The sequence below is a fragment of the Sodalis sp. RH20 genome (assembly GCF_047324205.1).
Lineage (GTDB): Bacteria > Pseudomonadota > Gammaproteobacteria > Enterobacterales > Enterobacteriaceae > Acerihabitans.
In genome coordinates this window covers 3,479,742-3,499,451 of sequence record NZ_CP178733.1, presented here as the reverse complement: position 1 = coordinate 3,499,451, position 19,710 = coordinate 3,479,742, and the positions used below count along the sequence as shown (strand labels likewise).

General features: G+C 57.7%; 20 protein-coding genes, 2 tRNA genes and 1 pseudogene. 15 read left to right on the top strand and 8 right to left on the bottom strand.

Annotation, left to right across the window (positions count from 1 at the left end):
- Positions 1 to 8: 8 nt before the first annotated feature.
- Positions 9 to 577, bottom strand: a pseudogene (rnhA, locus tag ACL2XM_RS16165) (ribonuclease HI).
- Between rnhA and dnaQ the strand changes: the two are divergent.
- Both dnaQ and ACL2XM_RS16155 read left to right on the top strand, forming a co-directional pair.
- Positions 522 to 1,289 carry a DNA polymerase III subunit epsilon gene (gene dnaQ / locus ACL2XM_RS16160; protein ID WP_413727108.1) on the top strand — a complete coding sequence of 256 codons (768 nt, stop codon included), beginning with the start codon at positions 522 to 524 and terminating at the stop codon, positions 1,287 to 1,289. The pseudogene rnhA and the gene dnaQ overlap by 56 nt on opposite strands.
- A 135-nt stretch (positions 1,290 to 1,424) precedes the next feature.
- Positions 1,425 to 1,501: transfer RNA gene (locus ACL2XM_RS16155), tRNA-Asp, on the top strand.
- A 155-nt stretch (positions 1,502 to 1,656) separates the two neighbouring features.
- Here the strand turns inward: ACL2XM_RS16155 and ACL2XM_RS16150 are convergent.
- Positions 1,657 to 2,040, bottom strand: a complete 384-nt coding sequence (locus ACL2XM_RS16150; RefSeq protein WP_410016295.1) for a tautomerase family protein — start codon at positions 2,038 to 2,040, stop codon at positions 1,657 to 1,659.
- Positions 2,041 to 2,278: 238 nt separating this feature from the next.
- On the opposite strand from ACL2XM_RS16150, the gene puuE reads away from it, so the two are divergent.
- Positions 2,279 to 3,265: an allantoinase PuuE gene (puuE, locus tag ACL2XM_RS16145; protein WP_413731243.1), complete on the top strand. Its 987-nt coding sequence runs from the start codon at positions 2,279 to 2,281 to the stop codon at positions 3,263 to 3,265.
- Positions 3,266 to 3,312: 47 nt separating this feature from the next.
- Here the strand turns inward: puuE and hpxZ are convergent, their stop codons facing one another.
- Positions 3,313 to 3,696 carry an oxalurate catabolism protein HpxZ gene (gene hpxZ, locus ACL2XM_RS16140; RefSeq protein WP_410016293.1) on the bottom strand — a complete coding sequence of 128 codons (384 nt, stop codon included), beginning with the start codon at positions 3,694 to 3,696 and terminating at the stop codon, positions 3,313 to 3,315.
- 593 nt (positions 3,697 to 4,289) lie between these two features.
- On the opposite strand from hpxZ, the gene uraD reads away from it, so the two are divergent.
- The gene (uraD, locus tag ACL2XM_RS16135; protein ID WP_413731240.1) at positions 4,290 to 4,790 is read left to right on the top strand and encodes a 2-oxo-4-hydroxy-4-carboxy-5-ureidoimidazoline decarboxylase; all 501 of its coding nucleotides are present in this window, start codon (positions 4,290 to 4,292) and stop codon (positions 4,788 to 4,790) included.
- A complete protein-coding gene (gene uraH, locus ACL2XM_RS16130; protein WP_413722194.1) occupies positions 4,790 to 5,131 on the top strand; it encodes a hydroxyisourate hydrolase in 342 nt (113 codons plus the stop codon). The genes uraD and uraH overlap by 1 nt, the downstream gene beginning before the upstream one ends.
- Here uraH and ACL2XM_RS16125 read toward each other — a convergent pair.
- Together ACL2XM_RS16125 and ACL2XM_RS16120 are read right to left on the bottom strand one after the other, a co-directional pair.
- Positions 5,128 to 5,928: an amidohydrolase gene (locus tag ACL2XM_RS16125; protein ID WP_410016290.1), complete on the bottom strand. Its 801-nt coding sequence runs from the start codon at positions 5,926 to 5,928 to the stop codon at positions 5,128 to 5,130. The genes uraH and ACL2XM_RS16125 overlap by 4 nt on opposite strands.
- Positions 5,916 to 7,073, bottom strand: a complete 1,158-nt coding sequence (locus tag ACL2XM_RS16120) for a pyridoxal phosphate-dependent aminotransferase (protein ID WP_413731239.1) — start codon at positions 7,071 to 7,073, stop codon at positions 5,916 to 5,918. Before ACL2XM_RS16120 ends, ACL2XM_RS16125 begins: the two co-directional genes overlap by 13 nt.
- 294 nt (positions 7,074 to 7,367) lie before the next feature.
- Here ACL2XM_RS16120 and ACL2XM_RS16115 point away from each other — a divergent pair, with 294 nt between their 5' ends.
- The 3 genes from ACL2XM_RS16115 to ACL2XM_RS16105 all read left to right on the top strand — a co-directional run bounded on the left by ACL2XM_RS16115 (position 7,368) and on the right by ACL2XM_RS16105 (position 9,568).
- A complete protein-coding gene (locus ACL2XM_RS16115) occupies positions 7,368 to 7,952 on the top strand; it encodes a YceI family protein (protein ID WP_410016288.1) in 585 nt (194 codons plus the stop codon).
- 226 nt (positions 7,953 to 8,178) lie between these two features.
- Positions 8,179 to 8,763 (top strand): D-sedoheptulose 7-phosphate isomerase, encoded by a 585-nt coding sequence (gene lpcA, locus ACL2XM_RS16110; RefSeq protein ID WP_413722197.1) that lies wholly within the window; start codon positions 8,179 to 8,181, stop codon positions 8,761 to 8,763.
- A gap of 37 nt (positions 8,764 to 8,800) precedes the next feature.
- Positions 8,801 to 9,568 carry a class II glutamine amidotransferase gene (locus tag ACL2XM_RS16105; RefSeq protein WP_410016286.1) on the top strand — a complete coding sequence of 256 codons (768 nt, stop codon included), beginning with the start codon at positions 8,801 to 8,803 and terminating at the stop codon, positions 9,566 to 9,568.
- Here ACL2XM_RS16105 and dpaA read toward each other — a convergent pair.
- A complete protein-coding gene (gene dpaA, locus ACL2XM_RS16100; protein ID WP_410016285.1) occupies positions 9,539 to 10,276 on the bottom strand; it encodes a peptidoglycan meso-diaminopimelic acid protein amidase in 738 nt (245 codons plus the stop codon). The genes ACL2XM_RS16105 and dpaA overlap by 30 nt on opposite strands.
- Positions 10,277 to 10,461: 185 nt before the next feature.
- Here dpaA and dinB point away from each other — a divergent pair, with 185 nt between their 5' ends.
- Positions 10,462 to 11,547: a DNA polymerase IV gene (gene dinB, locus ACL2XM_RS16095; protein ID WP_410016284.1), complete on the top strand. Its 1,086-nt coding sequence runs from the start codon at positions 10,462 to 10,464 to the stop codon at positions 11,545 to 11,547.
- A 19-nt stretch (positions 11,548 to 11,566) separates the two neighbouring features.
- On the opposite strand, the gene pepD is transcribed toward dinB, so the two are convergent.
- The gene (gene pepD, locus ACL2XM_RS16090) at positions 11,567 to 13,027 is read right to left on the bottom strand and encodes a beta-Ala-His dipeptidase (RefSeq protein ID WP_410016283.1); all 1,461 of its coding nucleotides are present in this window, start codon (positions 13,025 to 13,027) and stop codon (positions 11,567 to 11,569) included.
- A 233-nt stretch (positions 13,028 to 13,260) separates the two neighbouring features.
- Between pepD and gpt the strand changes: the two genes are divergently transcribed.
- The 5 genes from gpt (at position 13,261) to proA (ending at position 18,106) form a co-directional block, all read left to right on the top strand.
- Positions 13,261 to 13,719 carry a xanthine phosphoribosyltransferase gene (gene gpt, locus ACL2XM_RS16085; protein ID WP_162367625.1) on the top strand — a complete coding sequence of 153 codons (459 nt, stop codon included), beginning with the start codon at positions 13,261 to 13,263 and terminating at the stop codon, positions 13,717 to 13,719.
- A gap of 182 nt (positions 13,720 to 13,901) precedes the next feature.
- The gene (gene frsA, locus ACL2XM_RS16080) at positions 13,902 to 15,149 is read left to right on the top strand and encodes an esterase FrsA (RefSeq protein WP_413731238.1); all 1,248 of its coding nucleotides are present in this window, start codon (positions 13,902 to 13,904) and stop codon (positions 15,147 to 15,149) included.
- A 75-nt stretch (positions 15,150 to 15,224) separates the two neighbouring features.
- Positions 15,225 to 15,626 (top strand): sigma factor-binding protein Crl, encoded by a 402-nt coding sequence (gene crl / locus ACL2XM_RS16075; RefSeq protein WP_410016281.1) that lies wholly within the window; start codon positions 15,225 to 15,227, stop codon positions 15,624 to 15,626.
- A 113-nt stretch (positions 15,627 to 15,739) separates the two neighbouring features.
- Positions 15,740 to 16,843: a glutamate 5-kinase gene (proB, locus tag ACL2XM_RS16070; RefSeq protein ID WP_410016280.1), complete on the top strand. Its 1,104-nt coding sequence runs from the start codon at positions 15,740 to 15,742 to the stop codon at positions 16,841 to 16,843.
- A gap of 9 nt (positions 16,844 to 16,852) precedes the next feature.
- The gene (gene proA, locus ACL2XM_RS16065) at positions 16,853 to 18,106 is read left to right on the top strand and encodes a glutamate-5-semialdehyde dehydrogenase (RefSeq protein ID WP_413731236.1); all 1,254 of its coding nucleotides are present in this window, start codon (positions 16,853 to 16,855) and stop codon (positions 18,104 to 18,106) included.
- Positions 18,107 to 18,356: 250 nt separating this feature from the next.
- Here proA and ACL2XM_RS16060 read toward each other — a convergent pair whose 3' ends face one another.
- On the bottom strand, positions 18,357 to 18,779 hold the full coding sequence (locus tag ACL2XM_RS16060; protein ID WP_410016278.1) for a VOC family protein: 423 nt from the start codon (positions 18,777 to 18,779) through the stop codon (positions 18,357 to 18,359).
- A 255-nt stretch (positions 18,780 to 19,034) separates the two neighbouring features.
- Here ACL2XM_RS16060 and ACL2XM_RS16055 point away from each other — a divergent pair.
- A tRNA-Thr gene (locus tag ACL2XM_RS16055) sits at positions 19,035 to 19,110 on the top strand.
- The last annotated feature ends 600 nt before the right edge of the window (positions 19,111 to 19,710 follow it).

The following is a 19,710-nucleotide window of genomic DNA, read 5'->3' as shown; positions in this document are numbered from 1 at the left end:
TGCGCCCGCTATTTTTCCGGCTGGTAACCGATATCGTCGAACGCCGGATTGCACGCCGCGCTGCGGGCAAGCTCGTCGCAGCGTTCGTTTTCCGGATGGCCGGCATGGCCCTTTACCCAATCCCAGCGCAGGACATGGGTTTGGATAGCTAAATCCAGCCGCTGCCACAGATCAACATTTTTGACCGGTTTCTTTTCGGCAGTTTTCCAGCCGCGCTTTTTCCAGTTATGAATCCATTGGGTAATGCCCTGGCGTACATACTGGCTATCGGTGCTGATAACCACTTCGCAGGGGTCTTTAAGCGCCTCCAGCGCGACAATGGCCGCCATGAGTTCCATGCGGTTGTTGGTGGTAAGCCGGTAACCGGCGCTGAATATTTTTTCATGCTGCTTATAGCGCAGTATGGCACCGTATCCGCCCGGGCCGGGATTGCCCAGACAAGATCCATCGGTGAAAATTTCTACCTGTTTCTGCATCTCTGGTAGACTACCTTCATGTTAAAAAAACCAAGTCTGACATAAATGAACGCAACGGGCACTGGAATTACGCGCCAGATTGTTCTGGATACTGAAACCACCGGTATGAACAAACTGGGGGTTCATTACGAAGGTCATAAGATCATCGAGATCGGCGCGGTCGAGGTCATCAACCGTCGGCTTACCGGCAGGCACTTCCATGTTTACCTGAAGCCGGATCGGCTGGTCGACCCGGAAGCCTATAATATCCATGGCATCAGCGATGAATTCCTGGCGGATAAACCCACGTTTGCGCAGGTGGCGGACGAATTTATCGAGTTTATCCGCGGCGGCGAGCTGGTCATCCATAACGCGCCCTTCGATATCGGCTTTATGGATTACGAGTTCGGCAAGCTTAACCGCGGCATTGGCAAAACCGATACCTTCTGTAAAGTCACCGATAGCCTGTTCCTGGCGCGTAAACTCTTCCCGGGCAAACGCAACAGCCTGGATGCGCTTTGCGATCGTTATTTGATCGATAATACCAAGCGTACCCTGCACGGCGCCTTGCTTGACGCCGAAATCCTGGCGGAAGTGTACCTGGCCATGACCGGTGGGCAGACGTCGATGCGTTTTTCCATGGAAGGGGAGAGCGGGCGACGCAACGCTGACGGCGGCGAGAATATTCAGCGGGTGGTGCGCGCGCAGTCGCAGCTAAAGGTTATTTATGCCAGCGAGGAAGAAATGGCAGCCCATGAATCACGGCTCGACCTGGTGAAGAAAAAGGGCGGCAGCTGTTTGTGGCGACCGGAAAGCGAAGAGCAAACACACTGATATCCCCTATTCCGGCTGAATAAACAACGTTATGTCCAAATAATCGCCAAACAACATATTGCCGGGTGAAAAGCATTGACGGCGACCGGCGCTGACCGTACTATTCGCCTCGCTTTCCCGACAAAGCACATGTGCGGTGTGGTAGTTCAGTCGGTTAGAATACCGGCCTGTCACGCCGGGGGTCGCGGGTTCGAGTCCCGTCCACACCGCCAACTAATTCCCAATGGGCTGCTGCGTTTACGCTGCGGCCCATGTTGTTTTTTAACACCCTTGGCGAGCGCGCGGCGTGTTTCTGGTTAACCTCTTTTGCGATAGCGCGGCGTGTTTCAGGCGCCGCGCGATGTCACGATAATAGTCCAGGCGCCCGTCAGCCTGCGTATTGGGCAATGCCGTTGCCAAACGACCAATTCTCTTTCTTTACTTCGATAAGATTAATAAACACATCCTCGGGCGATACGCCCAGCGCCTCGCGCAGTCCACCGGCAATGGTTTTGTAGAGCGATTTTTTCTGCTCGATGCTGCGGCCCTCATTCAGGGTAATCTGGATGATGACCAGCTTATCCGTACGGTTAATGCCGAGGTAACCGGCATCATAAATAAAATGATCGCCGTCGTGCTCGCCGAGAATCTGGAAATTATCATGTTCGGGCACATTGATGGCGCTTTTCATCGCCTGATAAACGACTTTACCCACCCGGCCAATATAGGTCGGGTCGGGATTTTTCTTGATATCGATACGAACCAGCGGCATAACGTTCACTCCACGGCAAAATTGAAGAATATCCGGCCATCCGATTATCCATGGCCGCGAATGCAGCAATAGTAGGGTATGACCCCACGCCATGCAAGAGCACGTTCCCCGGAGGGTATACCGGCAGTGCCGTAGCGGATGGCGGGTGGGCAGGCGGTGGTATTTCTGCTGGTGAGAGAACTATCCGCGCCTTTTTGCAGACTAAACTTAGACACCGGATCTTTAAAAGGAACTGATCATGAGTGAAGCGACCGACAAAAAAAGTTTTTCGTTTAATAAAAACTATCCGCGCGACCTGATCGGTTATGCCGGCAAGCCTCCTCACGCCGCCTGGCCGGAACAGGCCCGCATAGCAGTGCAGTTCGTGCTGAATTACGAAGAAGGTTCCGAAAACAGCGTATTGCATGGCGATACGGGATCCGAGCAGTTTCTGTCGGATATTATCGGCGCGGCAAGCTACCCCGAGCGCCATATGTCCATGGAATCTTTATATGAGTACGGATCCCGTGCCGGTTTCTGGCGCATCCAGCAGGAGTTTGAACGGCGCGGGTTGCCGCTGACCGTGTTCGGCGTAGCTATGGCGTTGGCGCGTAATCCCGCGGTGGTCGAGGCCATCAAAGGCGCGGGTTACGATGTGGTCAGCCATGGCTGGCGCTGGCTGCATTATCAGGGGATGGACGCCAAAACCGAGCGCCAGCATATGCAGCAGGCGATAGACACGTTAACCGAACTGTTCGGCAAGACGCCGCTGGGCTGGTATACCGGTCGCGATAGTCCCAATACCCGCAGGCTGGTGGTGGAACATGGCGGCATTCTCTACGACAGCGATTATTATGGCGACGACTTGCCCTTTTGGACTCAGGTGGCCTGTACGGACGGCTCGGTAAAACCGCATCTGATCATCCCTTATACCCTCGAGGCGAACGATATGCGGTTTAACACGCCGCAGGGATTTAACAGCGGCGAGCAATTTTTCACTTATCTTAAAGACAGCTTTGACGTGTTGTACGCGGAAGGGGAAACGTCGCCGAAAATGATGTCGGTGGGGATGCATTGCCGGATACTCGGGCGGCCAGGACGTTTCCGCGCCCTGCAGCGTTTCCTGGATTATGTGCAGCAGCATGAGCGGGTCTGGATTTGCCGCCGGCAGGACATCGCCGATCACTGGATAACCCATCATCCTTTCGCGGCCGGGCATGCCGCGCCGGAAGATAAACCGGCCTGAAATCCCTCCCGCGCGCTCTCGACCGGCCAAGCGCGGGGAGGGCCGTTTCAGCTCATCTGGCTGATATGCGCGGCGACAATGCGCCAGCCGCAGGCCAGTTTGACCCAGGTCTGGGTTTGACGACCGATCTTATCGTTGCCAGAGCGGGTAAATTCGGTGCAGGCCACCGCCAAATCATCGCCAAAGGTGGTGATGGCCGTATTTTGCAACACCCGATCCAGGCCCGCCGGCGACCGCGCCGCCCGGAAAGCCTGGATGGCCTCGATACCGTAAAGGTTTTCACCGGCGCCGTACCTGACGGTGCGGGGATCGTGCCAGAACAGCTCGTCGAGCGTGGCGACATCATTCGTGATCAGCGCTTGTTCATATTGGTAAAAGGCGGCGTTAACTTCCGCCAGGATGGCCGGACGATCGATATATTCACTTTTCATGCTGCGTTTACTCTTGCTATGGTCACGTTGACAATGCCGCGCTGCTCCGGTGCCCAGGGGTAGCGGCTAGAGTAACATTGCCGGGGTCCGCCGGTATCATTATCTTTACTCAATGCTGGATTAAGCAAGAGACGTTCCAATATAACGGCGGGGCACGGCCCGGGCGGGCGCAGACGCACGCCAATGGTGCGCCGGTGAATGAGGTTTTTTGGTGCGCGGGTGAGTGATGTTGCGCTGTAATGGTGCGTTGCCTGCCGGAGAGAATGCCGTTGCGTCGCCACCCCTTTATATTTCGCGCATCGTGCCCGGCGCATTATGCAGGCTATGGCGCGCAAATGCCGGCAATCCACCGTGGCCGCACCATGGCACGGCAGTTGCACAGGGCAGTTGCATAAGGCAGTTGCAGTAGTTATCGCCATCCAGGCAAGCGTTACGGTTCAGGCGCATTCTTTATGCCGCTCATCCGCCCCGGCGCGGTGCGCCGGCCTGCGAAGCGGCGGGCTGTGCCGGACGGCGATCATCTCTTTATTGTTCCGCGTCGATACAGGGTCGCGGCCCAGCGTGGGACTGACAACCGGCAGAGGAGACGGCCTATGACGCTTGATGAATTTAATCAGGCCCCGCAGTCGGCGGCGGCGGAGCTCCTGCTCGCCTGCGCGGCTATCCCCGCCTGGGCCGGGAAAATCGTGGCGGCCAGGCCGTTTACCTGCGTGGATCAGCTGCTGGCGTTTGCCGGTGAGCTGGCGCTGGCCTGGCGCGCGGAACAGGTGGACCTTGCCCAGGCGCATCATCCCCGTATCGGTGAACGCCCCGGCGGCGATAGTGCCGGCGCCGGACATTCCCTGCGCGAGCAGGCGGGGGTCGATCCTGCCGACGCGCGTCTGGCCGCCGATTTGCGGGAGGGCAACCGGCGCTACGAACAACGCTTCGGGCAGGTGTTCCTGATCCGCGCCGCCGGGCGCAGCGGTCATGAAATCCTGGCGAACCTGCGCCGCCGCCTGGATAATAGCCCCGAAGAGGAAACGCGCGAAACCGCGCTGCAGTTAAGGGAAATCGCCCTGCTACGTTTGCGCAAGGAGCTGGAGGAATGTTGATGACCGGTTGCAAGATTACCACCCATATCCTGGATACCTCACGGGGCACGCCGGCGGTACAGGTGAAGGTGAAGCTGGAAAGGGAAAAGTATTTCACATGGGAGGCGATCGCGCGGGGATTAACCGACAGCGACGGCCGGCTCACCACGCTAACGCCCGACGGCATACCGCCGGGACATTACCGGCTTAGCGCGGCATTCGGCGCCTGGTTTGCCCAACAGGGCATTAGCGCCTTATACGGCTCGGCAATAATCGATTTTTTTGTGCGCGAAGAGCAGGACCATCTGCATTTACCCCTGCTGATCAATCCCTACGGCTGGTCCACCTACCAGGGCAGTTAAGCCAGGCCGGCGGCACCGGGCGCGGGCGCATCAAGCGTAAAGCTATCGGCGTCGAGCCAGGCGGGAAACGCCGCGCGATACTCGCGCAGGCTGGCGAGGGATAGAGTGGCATCCAGGCGCTCGGCCCGCCCCGGCCCGCCCTGGGCCAGCACGTTACCCGCCGGGTCAATAATCATGCTGTCGCCGCTGTACTGATGACCGTTGCCGTCGGTGCCGACGCGGTTGCAGCCCGCGACATAGGCCTGGTTCTCGATGGCGCGGGCCGCCAGCAGGGTTTGCCAGTGAGACGCGCGCGGCGCCGGCCAGTTGGCGACATACAGCGCCAGATCGTAATCCTGGCGGTTGCGCGACCATGCCGGAAAGCGCAGGTCATAACAAACCTGCGGCAGGATGCGCCAGCCGCGCCAGTCCACCACCACCCGCTTTTGCCCGGCCTGGTAGTGATGATGCTCATCCGCCATGCGAAACAGATGGCGTTTATCATAAAGATGAACCCGACCCTGCGGTTCCACCAGCAAAAAGCGGTTCACCGCGCCCTCCGGCGTGCCGATGGCCGCGCTGCCGCCGATCATGGCGCCGGTGGCGTCGGCCCATTGTTGCAGCCACGCCACCACCCGGCCCTGCGGCAGCGCGCGGCCGGCCGCTTCCATGGCGAAGCCGGTGGTGAACATTTCCGGCAGGATAATCAGATCGCGTCCCTGGGCTTCGGCCAGCAGGCCGTCGAAATGAGCCAGGTTAGCCTCGCCGTCCATCCAGGCCAGAGGCTGTTGCAACAGGCTGATATTCAAAGTTGACATAAACGCTCCGCGGCGGCATCAAGGGTGGCATCCTGTTTGGCAAAACACAGCCGGATCAGTTTGTGGGCAAAGGGTTCGGCGCAGAACACCGACAAGGGAATGGCGGCAACGCCGACGTTCACGGTGAGCCACCGGCAGAACGCCACATCATCCATATCCGAGACCGCGCTATAGTCGGCCAGCAGGAAATAGGTGCCCTCGCAGGGCAACAACTCCAGCCGGCTCGGCGCCAGCGCCTGCACCAGGTGATCGCGCCGGTCGCGGTAAAACGCGGGCAACTGTCGCCAATGTTGCGGCTCGTCGCGCAGCATATCGGCCAGCGCCAGCTGCGCCGGGGTATTGACGGCAAAGGTCAGGTACTGATGAATCTTACGTACTTCGGCGCTGAGCGCCGCCGGAGCCACGCAATAACCCACCTTCCAGCCGGTCATATGGTAGGTTTTACCGAATGACGAGACGGCAATGGCGCGCTGGCGCAGCTCGGGGTGCGTCAGCACGCTGGCATGGCCGCCGGCGGCAAAACAGATATGTTCATACACCTCGTCGCTGAGCACATAGATTTCCCGCCCGGCGATGGCCTGCCAAAGCGCGGTGAAATCGTCGTCCCGCCATACAGTGGCGGAGGGATTATGCGGCGTATTCAGGATCACCAGGCGGGTGCGATCGTTAAGCTGCGCGCCAAACGCCGCCCAGTCGACGCGAAACGACGGCGGCGTAAGCGCAATGTGCCGGGTCACGCCGCCGGCCAGGGTGACCGCCGGGGCGTAGCTGTCATAGCTGGGATCAAAGCAGATCACTTCATCACCGGCGCGCACCAGGGCGCTGATGGCGGCGAACAGGGCTTCCGTGGCCCCGGCGGTGACCGTAACCTCCTGATCCTGGTCTGGCCGCCAGCCGTACAGTTGTTCGGTTTTATCGGCAATCGCCGCACGCAGCGCAGGCACGCCGGTCATCGGCGCATATTGATTAGACCCTTGGGCCACATGGTACGCCAGCCGCGCCTTAAGATGTTCCGGGCCGTCAAAATCCGGAAACCCCTGCGAGAGGTTGATGGCCTGGTGCTGCTGCGCCAGCGCGCTCATCTGGGTGAAAATAGTGGTGCCCAAGGCGGGGAGTTTGCTTTGCGGAACGTAGATGCTGCTCATGGCTAATTACCACTCTTAAAAGCCGGTTTTTACCTCAATATAACACGCTCAGCATAATTAACAATCGGGACGTTTAGATGGTTAAACGGCTAAATCCGCCGTTGGGCGAGTTTTATATCGCAGCACCTAAACGGCGCAAAAGCGATAACATACTCTCACTCTTCTGTTTTTGGCCCGATGACATTTCAGTCGGTCAAAACGACTGAATTAATAGGACAAATTTTTTCGGCAGCATGCGGTGCTTAAAAAGGCCACTATAATTGCTTCTTTGAACCGCAACGGAATGAGAGACAGATGATTAACGCAAAAAGAATCGCAGCACCCCTGGTTATCGGCTTTGGGCTGCTTTCCGGTTTTGCCCAGGCGGCGACCCAGACCTATGCCATGGATCCCGCGCACACCTCAGTGGTGTTCTCCTGGAACCATTTTGGCTTTTCCAATCCGACCGCTGATTTTTCAAACGTTACCGGTAATATTCATCTCGATGATGCCGACATCGCCCGTTCGACGGTGGATGTATCTATTCCGGTTGCCACGGTGGATACCCACGTCAAGGCGCTGACGGACGATTTCAAGGGTAAGGACTATTTCGATCTGGCCGCTTACCCCCTGGCCACGTTCCGCAGCACAAAAATCGTCAGCGAGGGCGGCAATAAATATAAAGTTTACGGTGAACTGAAAATTAAAAATATCACCAAACCGGTGATCCTGGACGCGGTGCTGAACAAAAAAGGCGAGCATCCGATGGCGAAAAAACAAGCGGTCGGGTTTAATGCCACCACCACCATCAAGCGCTCTGATTTTGCCATGGACAAATATGTGCCTATGGTCAGCGACGCCGTGGCTATCAGCATTTCCACCGAGGCCCTGGTGAAGTAACGGTCATGGCGTGAATGCAACCCCACCGGCCGGCGCCAGGCCCGCCGGTCGGCGTCTCCGCCGCCGTTGCTTTTTGCGGCATCACCATTCCATCCTGGCTCTAAACTGCAAATTCCATGTGGTAACGCAAGGGCACGGGATTAACTTCGCTTCTCGTGGTTTAGCCGATCCGGTAAACTGATGGCTGGGATAACGATTAAATTAGCCAGCCTATACCGAGGGAACCATGTATCAGGACTTGATTCGTAGTGAACTTAACGAAGCGGCGGCAACGCTTGCCAAATTTCTCAGCGACGATCGCCATCTGCAGTCGATAGAAGACGCCGCCATCATGATTGCCGATTCTTTTAAAGCCGGCGGCAAGGTGCTCTCCTGCGGCAACGGCGGTTCCCATTGCGACGCCATGCATTTCGCCGAGGAACTGACCGGCCGTTATCGCGATAACCGCCCGGCGTATCCGGCCATCGCCATTTCCGATCCCAGCCACCTGTCCTGCGTCAGCAATGATTTTGGCTACGACTTTGTCTTTTCACGTTACGTGGAAGCGCTGGGTAATAAAGGCGATGTCCTGCTGGGCATCTCCACGTCCGGCAATTCGGCCAATATCATCCGCGCCGTGGCGGCGGCCCGCGCCAAAGGCATGAAAGTCATCGTGCTCACCGGCAAGGACGGCGGCAAGATGGCCGGCACCGCCGACGTGGAAATCCGTGTGCCGCATTTCGGTTATGCCGATCGTATTCAGGAAATCCATATCAAGGCGATCCATATCCTGATCCAACTGATTGAAAAAGAGATGGCGGCGGGCGCGTAATTACGGCGTTCAGACGCCCTGGCATAGGAGACGGGTCATGTGCGAACTGCTCGGGATGAGTGCCAATGTACCGACGGACATTTGCTTCAGCTTTACCGGGTTAGTACAACGCGGCGGCCGTACGGGGCCGCACAAGGATGGCTGGGGTATCACCTTTTACGAGGGCATGGGCTGCCGGACCTTCAAGGATCCGTTGCCGAGTTTCAATTCGCCTATCGCCCGGCTGGTGCAGGATTATCCGATTAAATCCTGCGCGGTGGTGTCGCATATCCGCCAGGCCAACCGCGGTAAGGTGTCGTTGGAAAATACCCATCCGTTTACCCGCGAGCTGTGGGGACGCAACTGGACCTTCGCCCATAACGGCCAGCTGCGGGGGTTTCGCCAGTTGGATACCGGCTGTTATCGCCCGGTGGGGAAAACCGACAGCGAATATGCCTTTTGCTGGCTGCTGGCCCGGCTGGCGGCGCGCTATCCGCGCACCCCGGCTAACTGGCCGGCGGTATTTCGCTATATTGCGGTGCTTGCCGGCGAGCTGCGGCAAAAGGGCATCTTCAATATGTTGCTGTCGGACGGCCGTTTTGTGATGGGGTATTGTTCCACCAATCTGTATTGGATCACCCGGCGGGCGCCGTTTGGCAAGGCGACATTGCTTGACCAGGATGTGGAGATCGATTTCCAGCAGCAGACCACGCCAAACGACGTGGTCACCGTTATCGCCACGCAGCCGCTGACGGGGAATGAAACCTGGCACAAGATTGCGCCAGGGGAGAGCGTATTATTTCGTTTCGGAGAGCGCGAACTGTGAAATCACCGGGGTGCCGCTGTTTAACTGCAGCGGCGCGTTGATGGTGTATTGACCGTTGACGACCGCCACCGCCGGCGGCTGGTGGTAGCGGGCAAAATAGGCATAACCCGGTTCAAGTGAACGCCAGAAAGGATAATACGTCGAAAAACGGTGGCGCTGCAGGTTTGCCTCGGTCATCCGGAACGGGAAAATATGGATATTGACCTGGGCCTGTCCGTTTTGCAACGCGGCTTCCACATAATGATAAATTTCGGCGATATATCCATCGGTCATGGCATAACAGCCAATAGAACGGCAGTCGCCATGGATCATTAGCATCGCGCCGGAATAGCCTTGCGATTGATCGTAGGCGTTGGGAAAACCGATATTTATCGCCCGATAATAATGACTGTTCGGATTTAGGTTACGGTTGGTAATTGAATAAAACCCTTCCGGGCTTTTAAAATCCCCTTCCCGGCGTTTCGGACCCAGGCCGCCGGAGAAATTACAAATGCGGTAGCTGCCCAGCATGCGGTATTCATTACCCATTTTGGCATACAGTTCAAGCGTTCGTTCTTCTTTGAAGATCTGAATAAAAACCGGTGAGCCTAATAGTTGTGCTTTTAATTCTTTCGATACCTGCGTCTGCGCCTGCTCACTGGCATAACTGACGGACGTCATGGCCGGTATACAAAACAATATCGCAAACAACAGCGCGATTTTGCCCATTATCATTCCTGCGTAGTCAAAATAATAAAGATGCCGGGCAACGGGGCGTTGTCGGCGGACCCTTTAAAAAACGGCAAGTAAAACAACTAAAACAGCGACAAGATATCACTGCCTGTATATTTATCAAGATACGTTTTGTATAAATTCGTCGCCTTACTGTATACTTGTACAGTTAAGGGGGATAAATGCGTAAAATCATACATGTCGATATGGATTGCTTCTTCGCGGCGGTGGAAATGCGCGACGATCCGACTTTACGCGATATCCCCATCGCCATCGGCGGCCGGGCGGACCGGCGCGGGGTCATCAGCACCGCTAATTATCCGGCCCGGGTATTCGGCGTGCATAGCGCCATGTCGACCGCCATGGCGCTGAAACTCTGCCCGCATTTAAAACTGCTGCCCGGGCGCATGGCGGCCTACAAAGAAGCCTCGGAACATATCCGGCATATATTCAGCCAGTATACGCCGCTGATTGAACCGCTGTCGCTGGACGAAGCTTTCCTGGATGTGACGGACAGCCATCATCACAGCGGGTCGGCTACGCTGATGGCCCAGGCCATCCGCCGCCAGATTGCCGACGAGCTGAACCTTACCGCCTCGGCGGGCGTGGCGCCGGTAAAATTCTTAGCCAAGATTGCTTCGGACCTGAATAAGCCCAACGGACAGTATGTGATTACTCCCGGGGACGTGCCGGCTTTTCTGGCGCAGTTGCCGTTAGGCAAAATACCCGGCGTGGGTAAAGTCACCGCCAAAAAACTCGCCGACATGGGCTTAACGACCTGCCTGGATGTACAACGCTGTGACCTGGCGACGCTGCTGCGGCAGTTTGGTAAATTCGGCCGGGTGATCTGGGAGCGTTCACAGGGTATCGACGAACGGGAGGTCTCGTCCGATCGCCTGCGCAAATCCGTCGGCGTCGAGCGCACGCTGGCGGAAGATATCGTCGCCTGGGTGGAGTGCGAGGCCATTATCGAACAGCTTTATCCGGAACTGGAGCGACGCCTTGGCCGGGTCAGGCCGGATCTGCATATCGCCCGGCAGGGCATTAAGCTGAAGTTCGCCGATTTCCAGCAGACCACCCAGGAGCATGTCTGGCCGAAGCTGAACAAAGAGGATTTGCTGCATATTGCGCGGCAGGCCTGGGAGCAGCGGCGCGGCGATCGCGGCGTGCGGCTGGTGGGGCTGCATGTGACGTTATTGGATCCGCAAATCGAGCGTCAGCTCATGCTTAATTGGGAAGACGATTTGCGCCACCGGCCTCTTTCCTGAGGCGCGGGGGCGTTACGCTTTAGTGCTTTTCAGGAATGGCTTTCAGCAGCGCGGTAAGCAATATCCAGTATTGGCCGACGCTTTTAATATGCACCTGTTCATCCGGGGAGTGCGGTCCTGTAATGGTCGGCCCGATGGACACCATATCCATGCGCGGATAGGGTTTTTTAAACAGACCGCATTCAAGACCGGCGTGGATCACCTGGATATTGGGGGTTTTGTTAAACAGCTTCTGGTAGGTCTCGCGCACCAGATGCATCACCGGCGAATTGGCGTCCGGTTTCCAGCCCGGGTAGCTGCCCTTGGCGGCTGTTTCGGCGCCGGCCAACTGGCCCAGGGCGGTGAGCGTGCCCACCACCTCTTCCTTGCCGCTGTCGATAAGCGAGCGGATCAGGCAGCGAATCATCGCTTGATCCGTCGCCATCGAGACCACGCCGACGTTCAGCGAGGTTTCCACCACGCCTTTGACGTCGTCGCTCATGCGGATCACGCCGTTGGGCGTGGCGTTAAGCAGGGCGATAAACCGATCGCCGCAGGCTTTGGTCAGCGCCTGCGCGTCCGACGTCGCCGGCTCAATCTCAATCGCCAGTTTCTTTTCAACCGCCGCCAGTTCGGCCTTGATGACCGCAAGGTATTCCTGCGCCAGGGCGTTCAGGCTCTCGGCGTTTTCCTGCGGCAGGGCGAGGGTGGCAAAGGCCTCGCGCGGAATGGCGTTACGCAGCGTGCCGCCGTTAAGATCCAGCAGGCGGATATCCAGCTTTTGCGCGTGCCGGGACAGGAAACGGGCCAGCAGTTTATTGGCGTTGCCCAGTCCCAGGTGGATATCGCCGCCGGAATGGCCGCCTTTCAGTCCTTTAACGGTCAGCTTGAGGATCTGGTAGCCGGCCGGCACCGCCTCGCGCTCAAGGGGCAGGACGGTTTTAAAATCAACCCCGCCGGCGCAGCCCATATAGATTTCGCCTTCTTCCTCGGAATCGGTATTGATCAGGATCTCGGCCTGCAGCCAGCCCGGCTGTAAACCAAAGGCGCCCGCCATGCCGGTTTCCTCGGTCATGGTCAGCAACACTTCCAGCGGGCCGTGCTGCACACTGTCGTCGGCCAGCACCGCCAGCGCGGAGGCCATGCCGATACCGTTATCGGCGCCGAGCGTGGTGCCGCGCGCCTTGACCCAGTCGCCGTCGACATAAGGCTGGATGGGATCGGTGGTAAAATCATGGATGGTATCGCTGTTTTTCTGCGGCACCATATCCAGATGCGCCTGCAGCACCACCGGCTGGCGTTTCTCATACCCCGGCGTGGCGGGCTTGCGCAGCAGGACATTGCCGACCGCGTCGCGCTCCCCATGCAAGCCTTTTTCCTGCGCCCAGCGCAGGATATGGGTAGCCAGCGCTTCTTCATGATAAGAGGGATGGGGAATCGAGCAGATCTTGGCGAATATCTGCCATAACGGCTGAGGTGAAAGTTGAGTCAGTTCAGACACGATAAAAACTCCTGTTACAACGTAAGACCCGGTCTGGTCATTAATAAACAGCCCGCAGACGGTCGGATGGTTACCAAAGAGAAATAAAGAATACCACTTTACTTTGCCCGGGTGGGAAACCGCGGTTAAAAAGGGAGGTAGCGCTGGTATTTCGGCGGTGGCGTCTTTATAATCTCGCGCAACCTTTTTTCCCTGTACTTTTAAGCCGACCCAATCCGGCTGGGACAGCATTTATGAGCGAAAAATACGTCGTAACCTGGGACATGTTGCAAATTCAGGCGCGGAAACTGGCCCAACGGCTACTCCCCGCAGAACAGTGGAAGGGCATTATCGCGGTCAGCCGCGGCGGCCTGGTCCCGGGATCGCTGCTGGCGCGCGAGCTGAATATCCGCCACGTGGACACCGTTTGCATCTCCAGCTATGACCATAACAACCAGCGCGAACTCAAGGTGCTTAAACGCGCCGAGGGCGACGGCGAAGGCTTTATCGTCATTGACGACCTGGTGGATACCGGCGGCACCGCCAAAGCCATCCGCGATATGTACCCCAAAGCCCATTTCGTGACGATTTTCGCTAAGCCCGCCGGCCGGCCGCTGGTGGATGACTATATGGTCGATATTCCTCAGGACACCTGGATCGAACAGCCATGGGATATGGGCGTGGTGTTTATTCCCCCGTTAGTCGGTAAATAAACAGCGGGGAAATAGTCCGTCGCACCCTCGCCCCGGGTTGGCTTCACGGCCGTTAATCCGGGGATGATTCCCGACCGCACGCCCGGCACCATGCCGGGCGTTGGTTTATTTGTCGCGCAATGAGCAATCTTGCTAATATAACCCCTCATTCATAGATTTTGGCTGATGGAGGCAATAGCTCAATGAGCGGCACCAATCTGAGCGAAGTACTGTTTAAACCCACGTTCAAGCAACAGGAAACCTCGACACTGGTCACCCGGCCGCGCCATATCGGCAGGCAAGCCGCCATCCTCGCCGCCCTCGAGGGCACCAACCCCGGTAATTGGTATCGCATGATCAACCGCCTGCTGTGGATTTGGCGCGGTATCGATCCCTGGGAGATTGAAGAGGTGCTGGCCCGTATCGCCGCCAGCAAAAGCGAAAGGACCGACGATCGCCTGCTGGATACCGTGATCGGCTACCGGCCCGGCAACTGGATTTATGAGTGGTCCCATCAGGGCATGGCGTGGCAACAGCGCGGCATGGATGAGCCGGATGCCGCGCTTGCCGGGCGGCATTGGCTGCAGGCGGCCAATTTCTACAGCGTGGCCGCGTATCCCCATTTGTGCGGCGACCTGTTGGCGGAACAGGCGCAAACCCTGGCCAACCGCGCCTGGGAGGAAGCCGCCTCCCGGCTCAGCTATGAGCTGAAAGCGCTGACCTTCCCCGTTGCCGGCGGCGGCAGCGTGACGGGATTTTTGCATTTGCCGGCGCAGGGAAAAGGCCCGTTTCCCACCGTACTGGTGTGCGGTGGCCTGGATATGCTGCAAAACGACACCTACCGCCTGTTCCATGACTATTTTGCCCCGGCGGGCCTGGCAATGTTGACCATTGATATGCCGTCCATCGGTTTTTCGTCGAAATGGACCCTGAACCAGGATTCCAGCTTTCTCCACCAGCAGGTGTTAAAAGGCCTGGCGGATATTCCGTGGGTCGACCCCAGGCGCGTCATGGCTTTCGGGTTTCGTTTCGGCGCCAATATCGCCGTCCGGCTGGCGTATCTGGAGTCCCGGCGCCTGCGCGGCGTCGCCTGCCTCGGACCGGTGGTGCACGCGCTGCTTACCGATCCGGCGCGCCAGGATCAGGCGCCGGATATGTATATGGACGTGCTGGCCAGCCGCATGGGCATGGCCCATGCCTCGGATGCGGCGCTGAAAATCGAGCTGAGCCGTTACTCGCTCAAGACCCAGGGACTGCTGGGCAGGCGCTGCCCAACGCCGATGCTGTCCGGCTTTTGGGATAACGATCCCTTTAGTCCGAAGGAAGAGGCGGCGCTTATCGCGTCTTCATCGTTGTCCGGCACCTTATTCCGCATAAAATCGGCGCCGGTGTATCAGAATTTTCATCGGGCGCTGCTCGAAATCCGCGACTGGCTGGCAAAATGTGACTAAGTAAGTTTGCTTAATCCTATAGATTTGCTACATAAAGAAGTCAGTATTCATTTTGAGGCATTTGAGGTTATCAGCATGGCGTTAGTAAGTGGACATCCGAAAAGCAGGTTGATGAAAGGATTTACCGCGCTCGGCCCCTATATCCGCGAAGGGCAGTGCAGCGACAATCATTTTTTCTTCGATTGCCTGGCGGTATGCATCAATATGCAGCCCTCGCCGGAAAAACGTGAATTCTGGGGATGGTGGATCGATCTGGAAGCTGAAGAGAACCGTTATACCTATGCCTATCATCTGGGCATGTTCGATAAAGCGGGCCGCTGGAATGAGGAAAAAATCAGCGATCCGGCGGTAATCGATAAGCTGGAAAGTTCGCTGCGCGCTTTTCATACCCGCCTGCGCGCTTATATCCTGTCGCTTGAGATGACGCTGGAACCGGCGGATAACTTCAAAGAAGAGCCCTTTGTCCTGAAAGACTAACACCATCACGCACCTGCTTTTTATCTTATTTCGCGTTATGCTGGCGGGCATAACGCTTTTTCTTTTTATAAAGACCAGGCACGCCTTTTTAACTTTATTACGGTAGATATGTTATGGATGGCAGCCAGACATTGGTTGTGAAGTTGGGCACCAGCGTTTTGACCGGCGGATCGCGCCGGCTTAACCGCGCCCATATCGTCGAGCTGGTGCGCCAGTGCGCGCAGTTGCACGCCGCCGGCCACAGGATTGTGATTGTCACTTCCGGCGCCATTGCCGCCGGTCGCGAGCACCTGGGCTATCCGGAATTGCCCGCGACCATTGCGTCAAAACAGCTGTTGGCCGCCGTCGGCCAAAGCAGCCTGATCCAGCTCTGGGAACAGCTGTTTTCCATTTACGGCATCCATATCGGCCAGATGCTGCTCACCCGCGCGGATATGGAAGATCGCGAGCGTTTCCTCAACGCCCGCGACACGCTGCGCGCGCTGCTGGATAACCGCATCGTGCCGGTGATCAATGAAAACGACGCGGTGGCCACCGCTGAAATAAAGGTGGGCGATAACGATAATCTCTCGGCGTTGGTGGCCATTCTGGCCGACGCCGATAAACTGCTGCTGCTGACCGACCAGGCCGGGCTGTATACCGCCGACCCGCGCACCAACCCCGACGCTACGCTTATCACCGAGGTCACGGCCATTAACGACGCCCTGCGCGCCATTGCCGGCGACAGCGTCTCGGGCCTGGGCACCGGCGGCATGGCGACCAAAATCCAGGCGGCGGACGTCGCCAGCCGGGCCGGCGTCGATGTGGTCATCGCCGCCGGCAGCAAGCCGGGCGTGATTGGCGATATGATGGCGGATCGGCCGGTGGGCACCCGTTTCCATGCGCAGCAAATGCCGCTGGAAACGCGCAAGCGCTGGCTGTTCGGGCCGCCGCCGGCAGGGGATATCACCGTCGATAACGGCGCGCTGGCGGCGATTCGCGAGCGGGGCAGCTCATTATTGCCCAAGGGTATCCGCTCGGTGGACGGCGATTTCTCCCGCGGCGTGGTGGTGCGTATCCGCGGTCTTGACGGCCAGGATCTGGCCCATGGCGTCAGCCGTTATAACAGCGACGCGCTGCGCATGATCGCCGGCCGCCATTCGCAGGACATCAGCGCCATCCTCGGCTACGAGTACGGGCCGGTCGCCATCCATCGCGACGATATGATTATTTATTAAGGAGTAGCTATGCTTGAGCAAATGGGCAAAGACGCCAAAGCGGCATCCTGGCAACTGGCCGTGCTGAGCAGCGCCGACAAAGACCGGGCCCTGCTGGCCATCGCCGATCGCCTGGAAGCGCAAAGCGGGGATATCCTGGCGGCCAATGCGCTGGATATGGCCGACGCGCGGCAAAACGGCCTGAGCGATGCCTTGCTGGACCGTCTGCTGCTTACCCCGGCGCGTTTATCCGCCATCGCCGCCGACGTGCGCCAGGTTTGCCGCCTGACGGATCCGGTCGGCCAGGTGATCGACGGCCGCCAACTGGACAACGGCCTGAAGCTGGAACGACGCCGCGTACCTTTGGGCGTGGTGGCTGTGATTTATGAAGCGCGCCCCAACGTCACGGTGGACGTGGCGGCTTTATGCCTGAAAACCGGCAACGCGGTGATCCTGCGCGGCGGCAAAGAGACCCACCGCACCAATGCCGCCACCGTCAAGGCTATTCAGCAGGCGCTGGTGGACTGCCAGTTGCCGCCTGGCGCGGTACAGGCCATCGATAATCCCGATCGCGCCCTGGTGAACGAACTGCTGAGGCTTGATCGCTACGTGGATATGCTGATCCCGCGCGGCGGGGCGGGGCTGCATAAGTTATGTCGCGAAAATTCCACGATCCCGGTGATTACCGGCGGTATCGGTGTCTGTCATATCTATGCCGATGAGACCGTCGATATCGAGCCGGCGCTCAAGGTAATCGAGAACGCCAAAATCCAGCGTCCCAGCGCCTGCAACTCCCTGGAGACCCTGCTGGTGCACGAGGCTGTCGCGCCGGCCTTCCTGAGCCATTTAAGCCGGCATATGCACAGCCTTGGCGTGACGCTGCATGCCGACCACGGCGCGCGGCCGTTCCTGGCCGACGGGCCGGCGGCCTGCGTGCCGGTGGAGGAGGCCAATTATCAGGATGAATGGCTGTCTCTGGATTTGAACGTCAAGGTGGTGAAAGGCTTTGACGAGGCGGTCGATCATATCCGCAGATACGGCACCCAGCATTCGGATGCCATTCTCACCCAGTCGCTTGCTAACGCGGAGCGCTTTGTGCGCGAGGTGGATTCGTCGGCGGTATATGTCAATGCGAGCACTCGCTTCACCGACGGCGGCCAGTTCGGCCTGGGCGCGGAAGTGGCGGTAAGCACCCAAAAGCTCCATGCGCGCGGCCCGATGGGTTTGGAAGCGCTAACCACCTATAAATGGATTGGGTATGGGGATAATATCAGCAGGGCGTGACAGCGCTCAGGTGTGGATGACCTCAGCGCCCGCCGGGACCGGACGGGCGACGGTTACGGCAATCGCTCCTGTGGCGCGGATACCTGTCAGGCCCCTAGTGCGTTAAGACGCTTATCGTGATAGCAGGCGCTTACTTCTATTATTACCGCCAGGCGCCGCGGCTATTACCGGTGGCGCCTGGCGATGCTCAGGTGGCCTAAAACGCATCCGGCCGGGCCTGTTGTTTGGCAACGCCATCGCGGCCGTTCTTTTATTCCAACCCATCATCATACTTGCTGAATATTCCCCGGCCCCGTTCTATAAACTCCAGGGTATTGCCCTCCGGATCATCCAGGAAAAGCGTGCCGATACCGTTATCCAGCGGGCCGGTGCCGTCGGTTATCAAACACACTTCCATGGTGACGGACATCTGGTATGGCTGGAGTCCTTGTGCAAGCAGAAAGCCGGCGCAGCGGTTAAGGTCACCCACCTGGAAGGCGATATGCCGAGACGGATCGCGTGGCGCCAGCGTGCCGTTCGACGGCATCAGGTGCAGGCAAAAGCCCCGGCCGGCGTTAAGCCAGTTACGTTTAATGGGGTGAGGCCGCATGCCGAGCGCGTCGCGATAATATGCCAGCATAAGATCCATATCGCTCACCGCCAGTGCGGCATGATGGATGCCTTGCAGTTGCATTGATTCCTCCGGGCAGCGCTGACAGAGTCCATCAGACTTATGGGAAAATAATAGTTAGTACTTACTATAGAGCATCCTGTCAGCGATGACGCGGCGCGGTATGGCAGGATAAGTGGCGATAATGTAGGCGCGGGTTGATCTTAAACGGCTATTTGCTGTTTTTATCGGCATACGCGCGCCCGCCTATTGACTCTTTCACCGCTTTTGCATAACGTGTCCCACCGAGATTCATCCCGCATGACACAGCTTCATCATGCCGATATAGCTCAGTTGGTAGAGCAGCGCATTCGTAATGCGAAGGTCGTAGGTTCGACTCCTATTATCGGCACCATTTCAAACTCTTCCCAAGTCTACCGAAATAAATTAACAGCCCGTATACTACGCAGTGTAGCCCGTTTCTTATCTCCCATTATCTACCAGACTGATCTTCCCCGCAGTAATCAGGACCAGGCTAAACGGGAATTTTCTGTCCCCCTTTTCTTTAAAAAAAACAATCCAGACATGAAAAAGATCCGCTGTACCGAAGAGCACATTGCTTTTGCCCTGAAGCAGGCTGAAACCGGCCCTCGCGCGGGCTATTTTATGCCTGTCATCCAGCCGTCACCTTCCTCACCTATTCTCACCCTGTCATTATTTAATTGCCCCATTTCGTTTTCGCCCGCCATCTGGTGGGCTTTTTTATGCGGGCAATGTCAAATGTCAAAGCCTACGCTCAATGCTATCTATGACGCTGACAGTCCAGGGGCCGTATCTGGCTGGATTGATTAGAATGTCTGTGCCCGTCTTCAATCATTACCTCTTCTTCGGGGAGGGTTTAGCCTGCCGGAATTCTGCTTTTAACGGGAGAAAAAATCGGTCTTGGGTCAATCTCGGGATAAGGGCAAGTTTAATTAACTATTTTCTGTCTGACGCCGATAGTTAAGGGCTGCTG

Bases quoted from the DNA above. Each gene is read 5' to 3' on its own strand.
- ACL2XM_RS16105 (WP_410016286.1), top strand. From the start codon at position 8,801: ATGTGCGAACTGCTCGGGATGAGTGCCAATGTACCGACGGACATTTGC.
- uraD (WP_413731240.1), top strand. From the start codon at position 4,290: ATGACGCTTGATGAATTTAATCAGGCCCCGCAGTCGGCGGCGGCGGAG.
- hpxZ (WP_410016293.1), bottom strand. From the start codon at position 3,696: ATGAAAAGTGAATATATCGATCGTCCGGCCATCCTGGCGGAAGTTAAC.
- uraH (WP_413722194.1), top strand. From the start codon at position 4,790: ATGACCGGTTGCAAGATTACCACCCATATCCTGGATACCTCACGGGGC.
- proB (WP_410016280.1), top strand. From the start codon at position 15,740: ATGGATGGCAGCCAGACATTGGTTGTGAAGTTGGGCACCAGCGTTTTG.
- gpt (WP_162367625.1), top strand. From the start codon at position 13,261: ATGAGCGAAAAATACGTCGTAACCTGGGACATGTTGCAAATTCAGGCG.
- ACL2XM_RS16125 (WP_410016290.1), bottom strand. From the start codon at position 5,928: ATGTCAACTTTGAATATCAGCCTGTTGCAACAGCCTCTGGCCTGGATG.
- proA (WP_413731236.1), top strand. From the start codon at position 16,853: ATGCTTGAGCAAATGGGCAAAGACGCCAAAGCGGCATCCTGGCAACTG.
- crl (WP_410016281.1), top strand. From the start codon at position 15,225: ATGGCGTTAGTAAGTGGACATCCGAAAAGCAGGTTGATGAAAGGATTT.
- dinB (WP_410016284.1), top strand. From the start codon at position 10,462: ATGCGTAAAATCATACATGTCGATATGGATTGCTTCTTCGCGGCGGTG.
- ACL2XM_RS16115 (WP_410016288.1), top strand. From the start codon at position 7,368: ATGATTAACGCAAAAAGAATCGCAGCACCCCTGGTTATCGGCTTTGGG.
- lpcA (WP_413722197.1), top strand. From the start codon at position 8,179: ATGTATCAGGACTTGATTCGTAGTGAACTTAACGAAGCGGCGGCAACG.
- ACL2XM_RS16120 (WP_413731239.1), bottom strand. From the start codon at position 7,073: ATGAGCAGCATCTACGTTCCGCAAAGCAAACTCCCCGCCTTGGGCACC.
- dnaQ (WP_413727108.1), top strand. From the start codon at position 522: ATGAACGCAACGGGCACTGGAATTACGCGCCAGATTGTTCTGGATACT.
- frsA (WP_413731238.1), top strand. From the start codon at position 13,902: ATGAGCGGCACCAATCTGAGCGAAGTACTGTTTAAACCCACGTTCAAG.
- ACL2XM_RS16150 (WP_410016295.1), bottom strand. From the start codon at position 2,040: ATGCCGCTGGTTCGTATCGATATCAAGAAAAATCCCGACCCGACCTAT.
- dpaA (WP_410016285.1), bottom strand. From the start codon at position 10,276: ATGGGCAAAATCGCGCTGTTGTTTGCGATATTGTTTTGTATACCGGCC.
- ACL2XM_RS16060 (WP_410016278.1), bottom strand. From the start codon at position 18,779: ATGCAACTGCAAGGCATCCATCATGCCGCACTGGCGGTGAGCGATATG.
- puuE (WP_413731243.1), top strand. From the start codon at position 2,279: ATGAGTGAAGCGACCGACAAAAAAAGTTTTTCGTTTAATAAAAACTAT.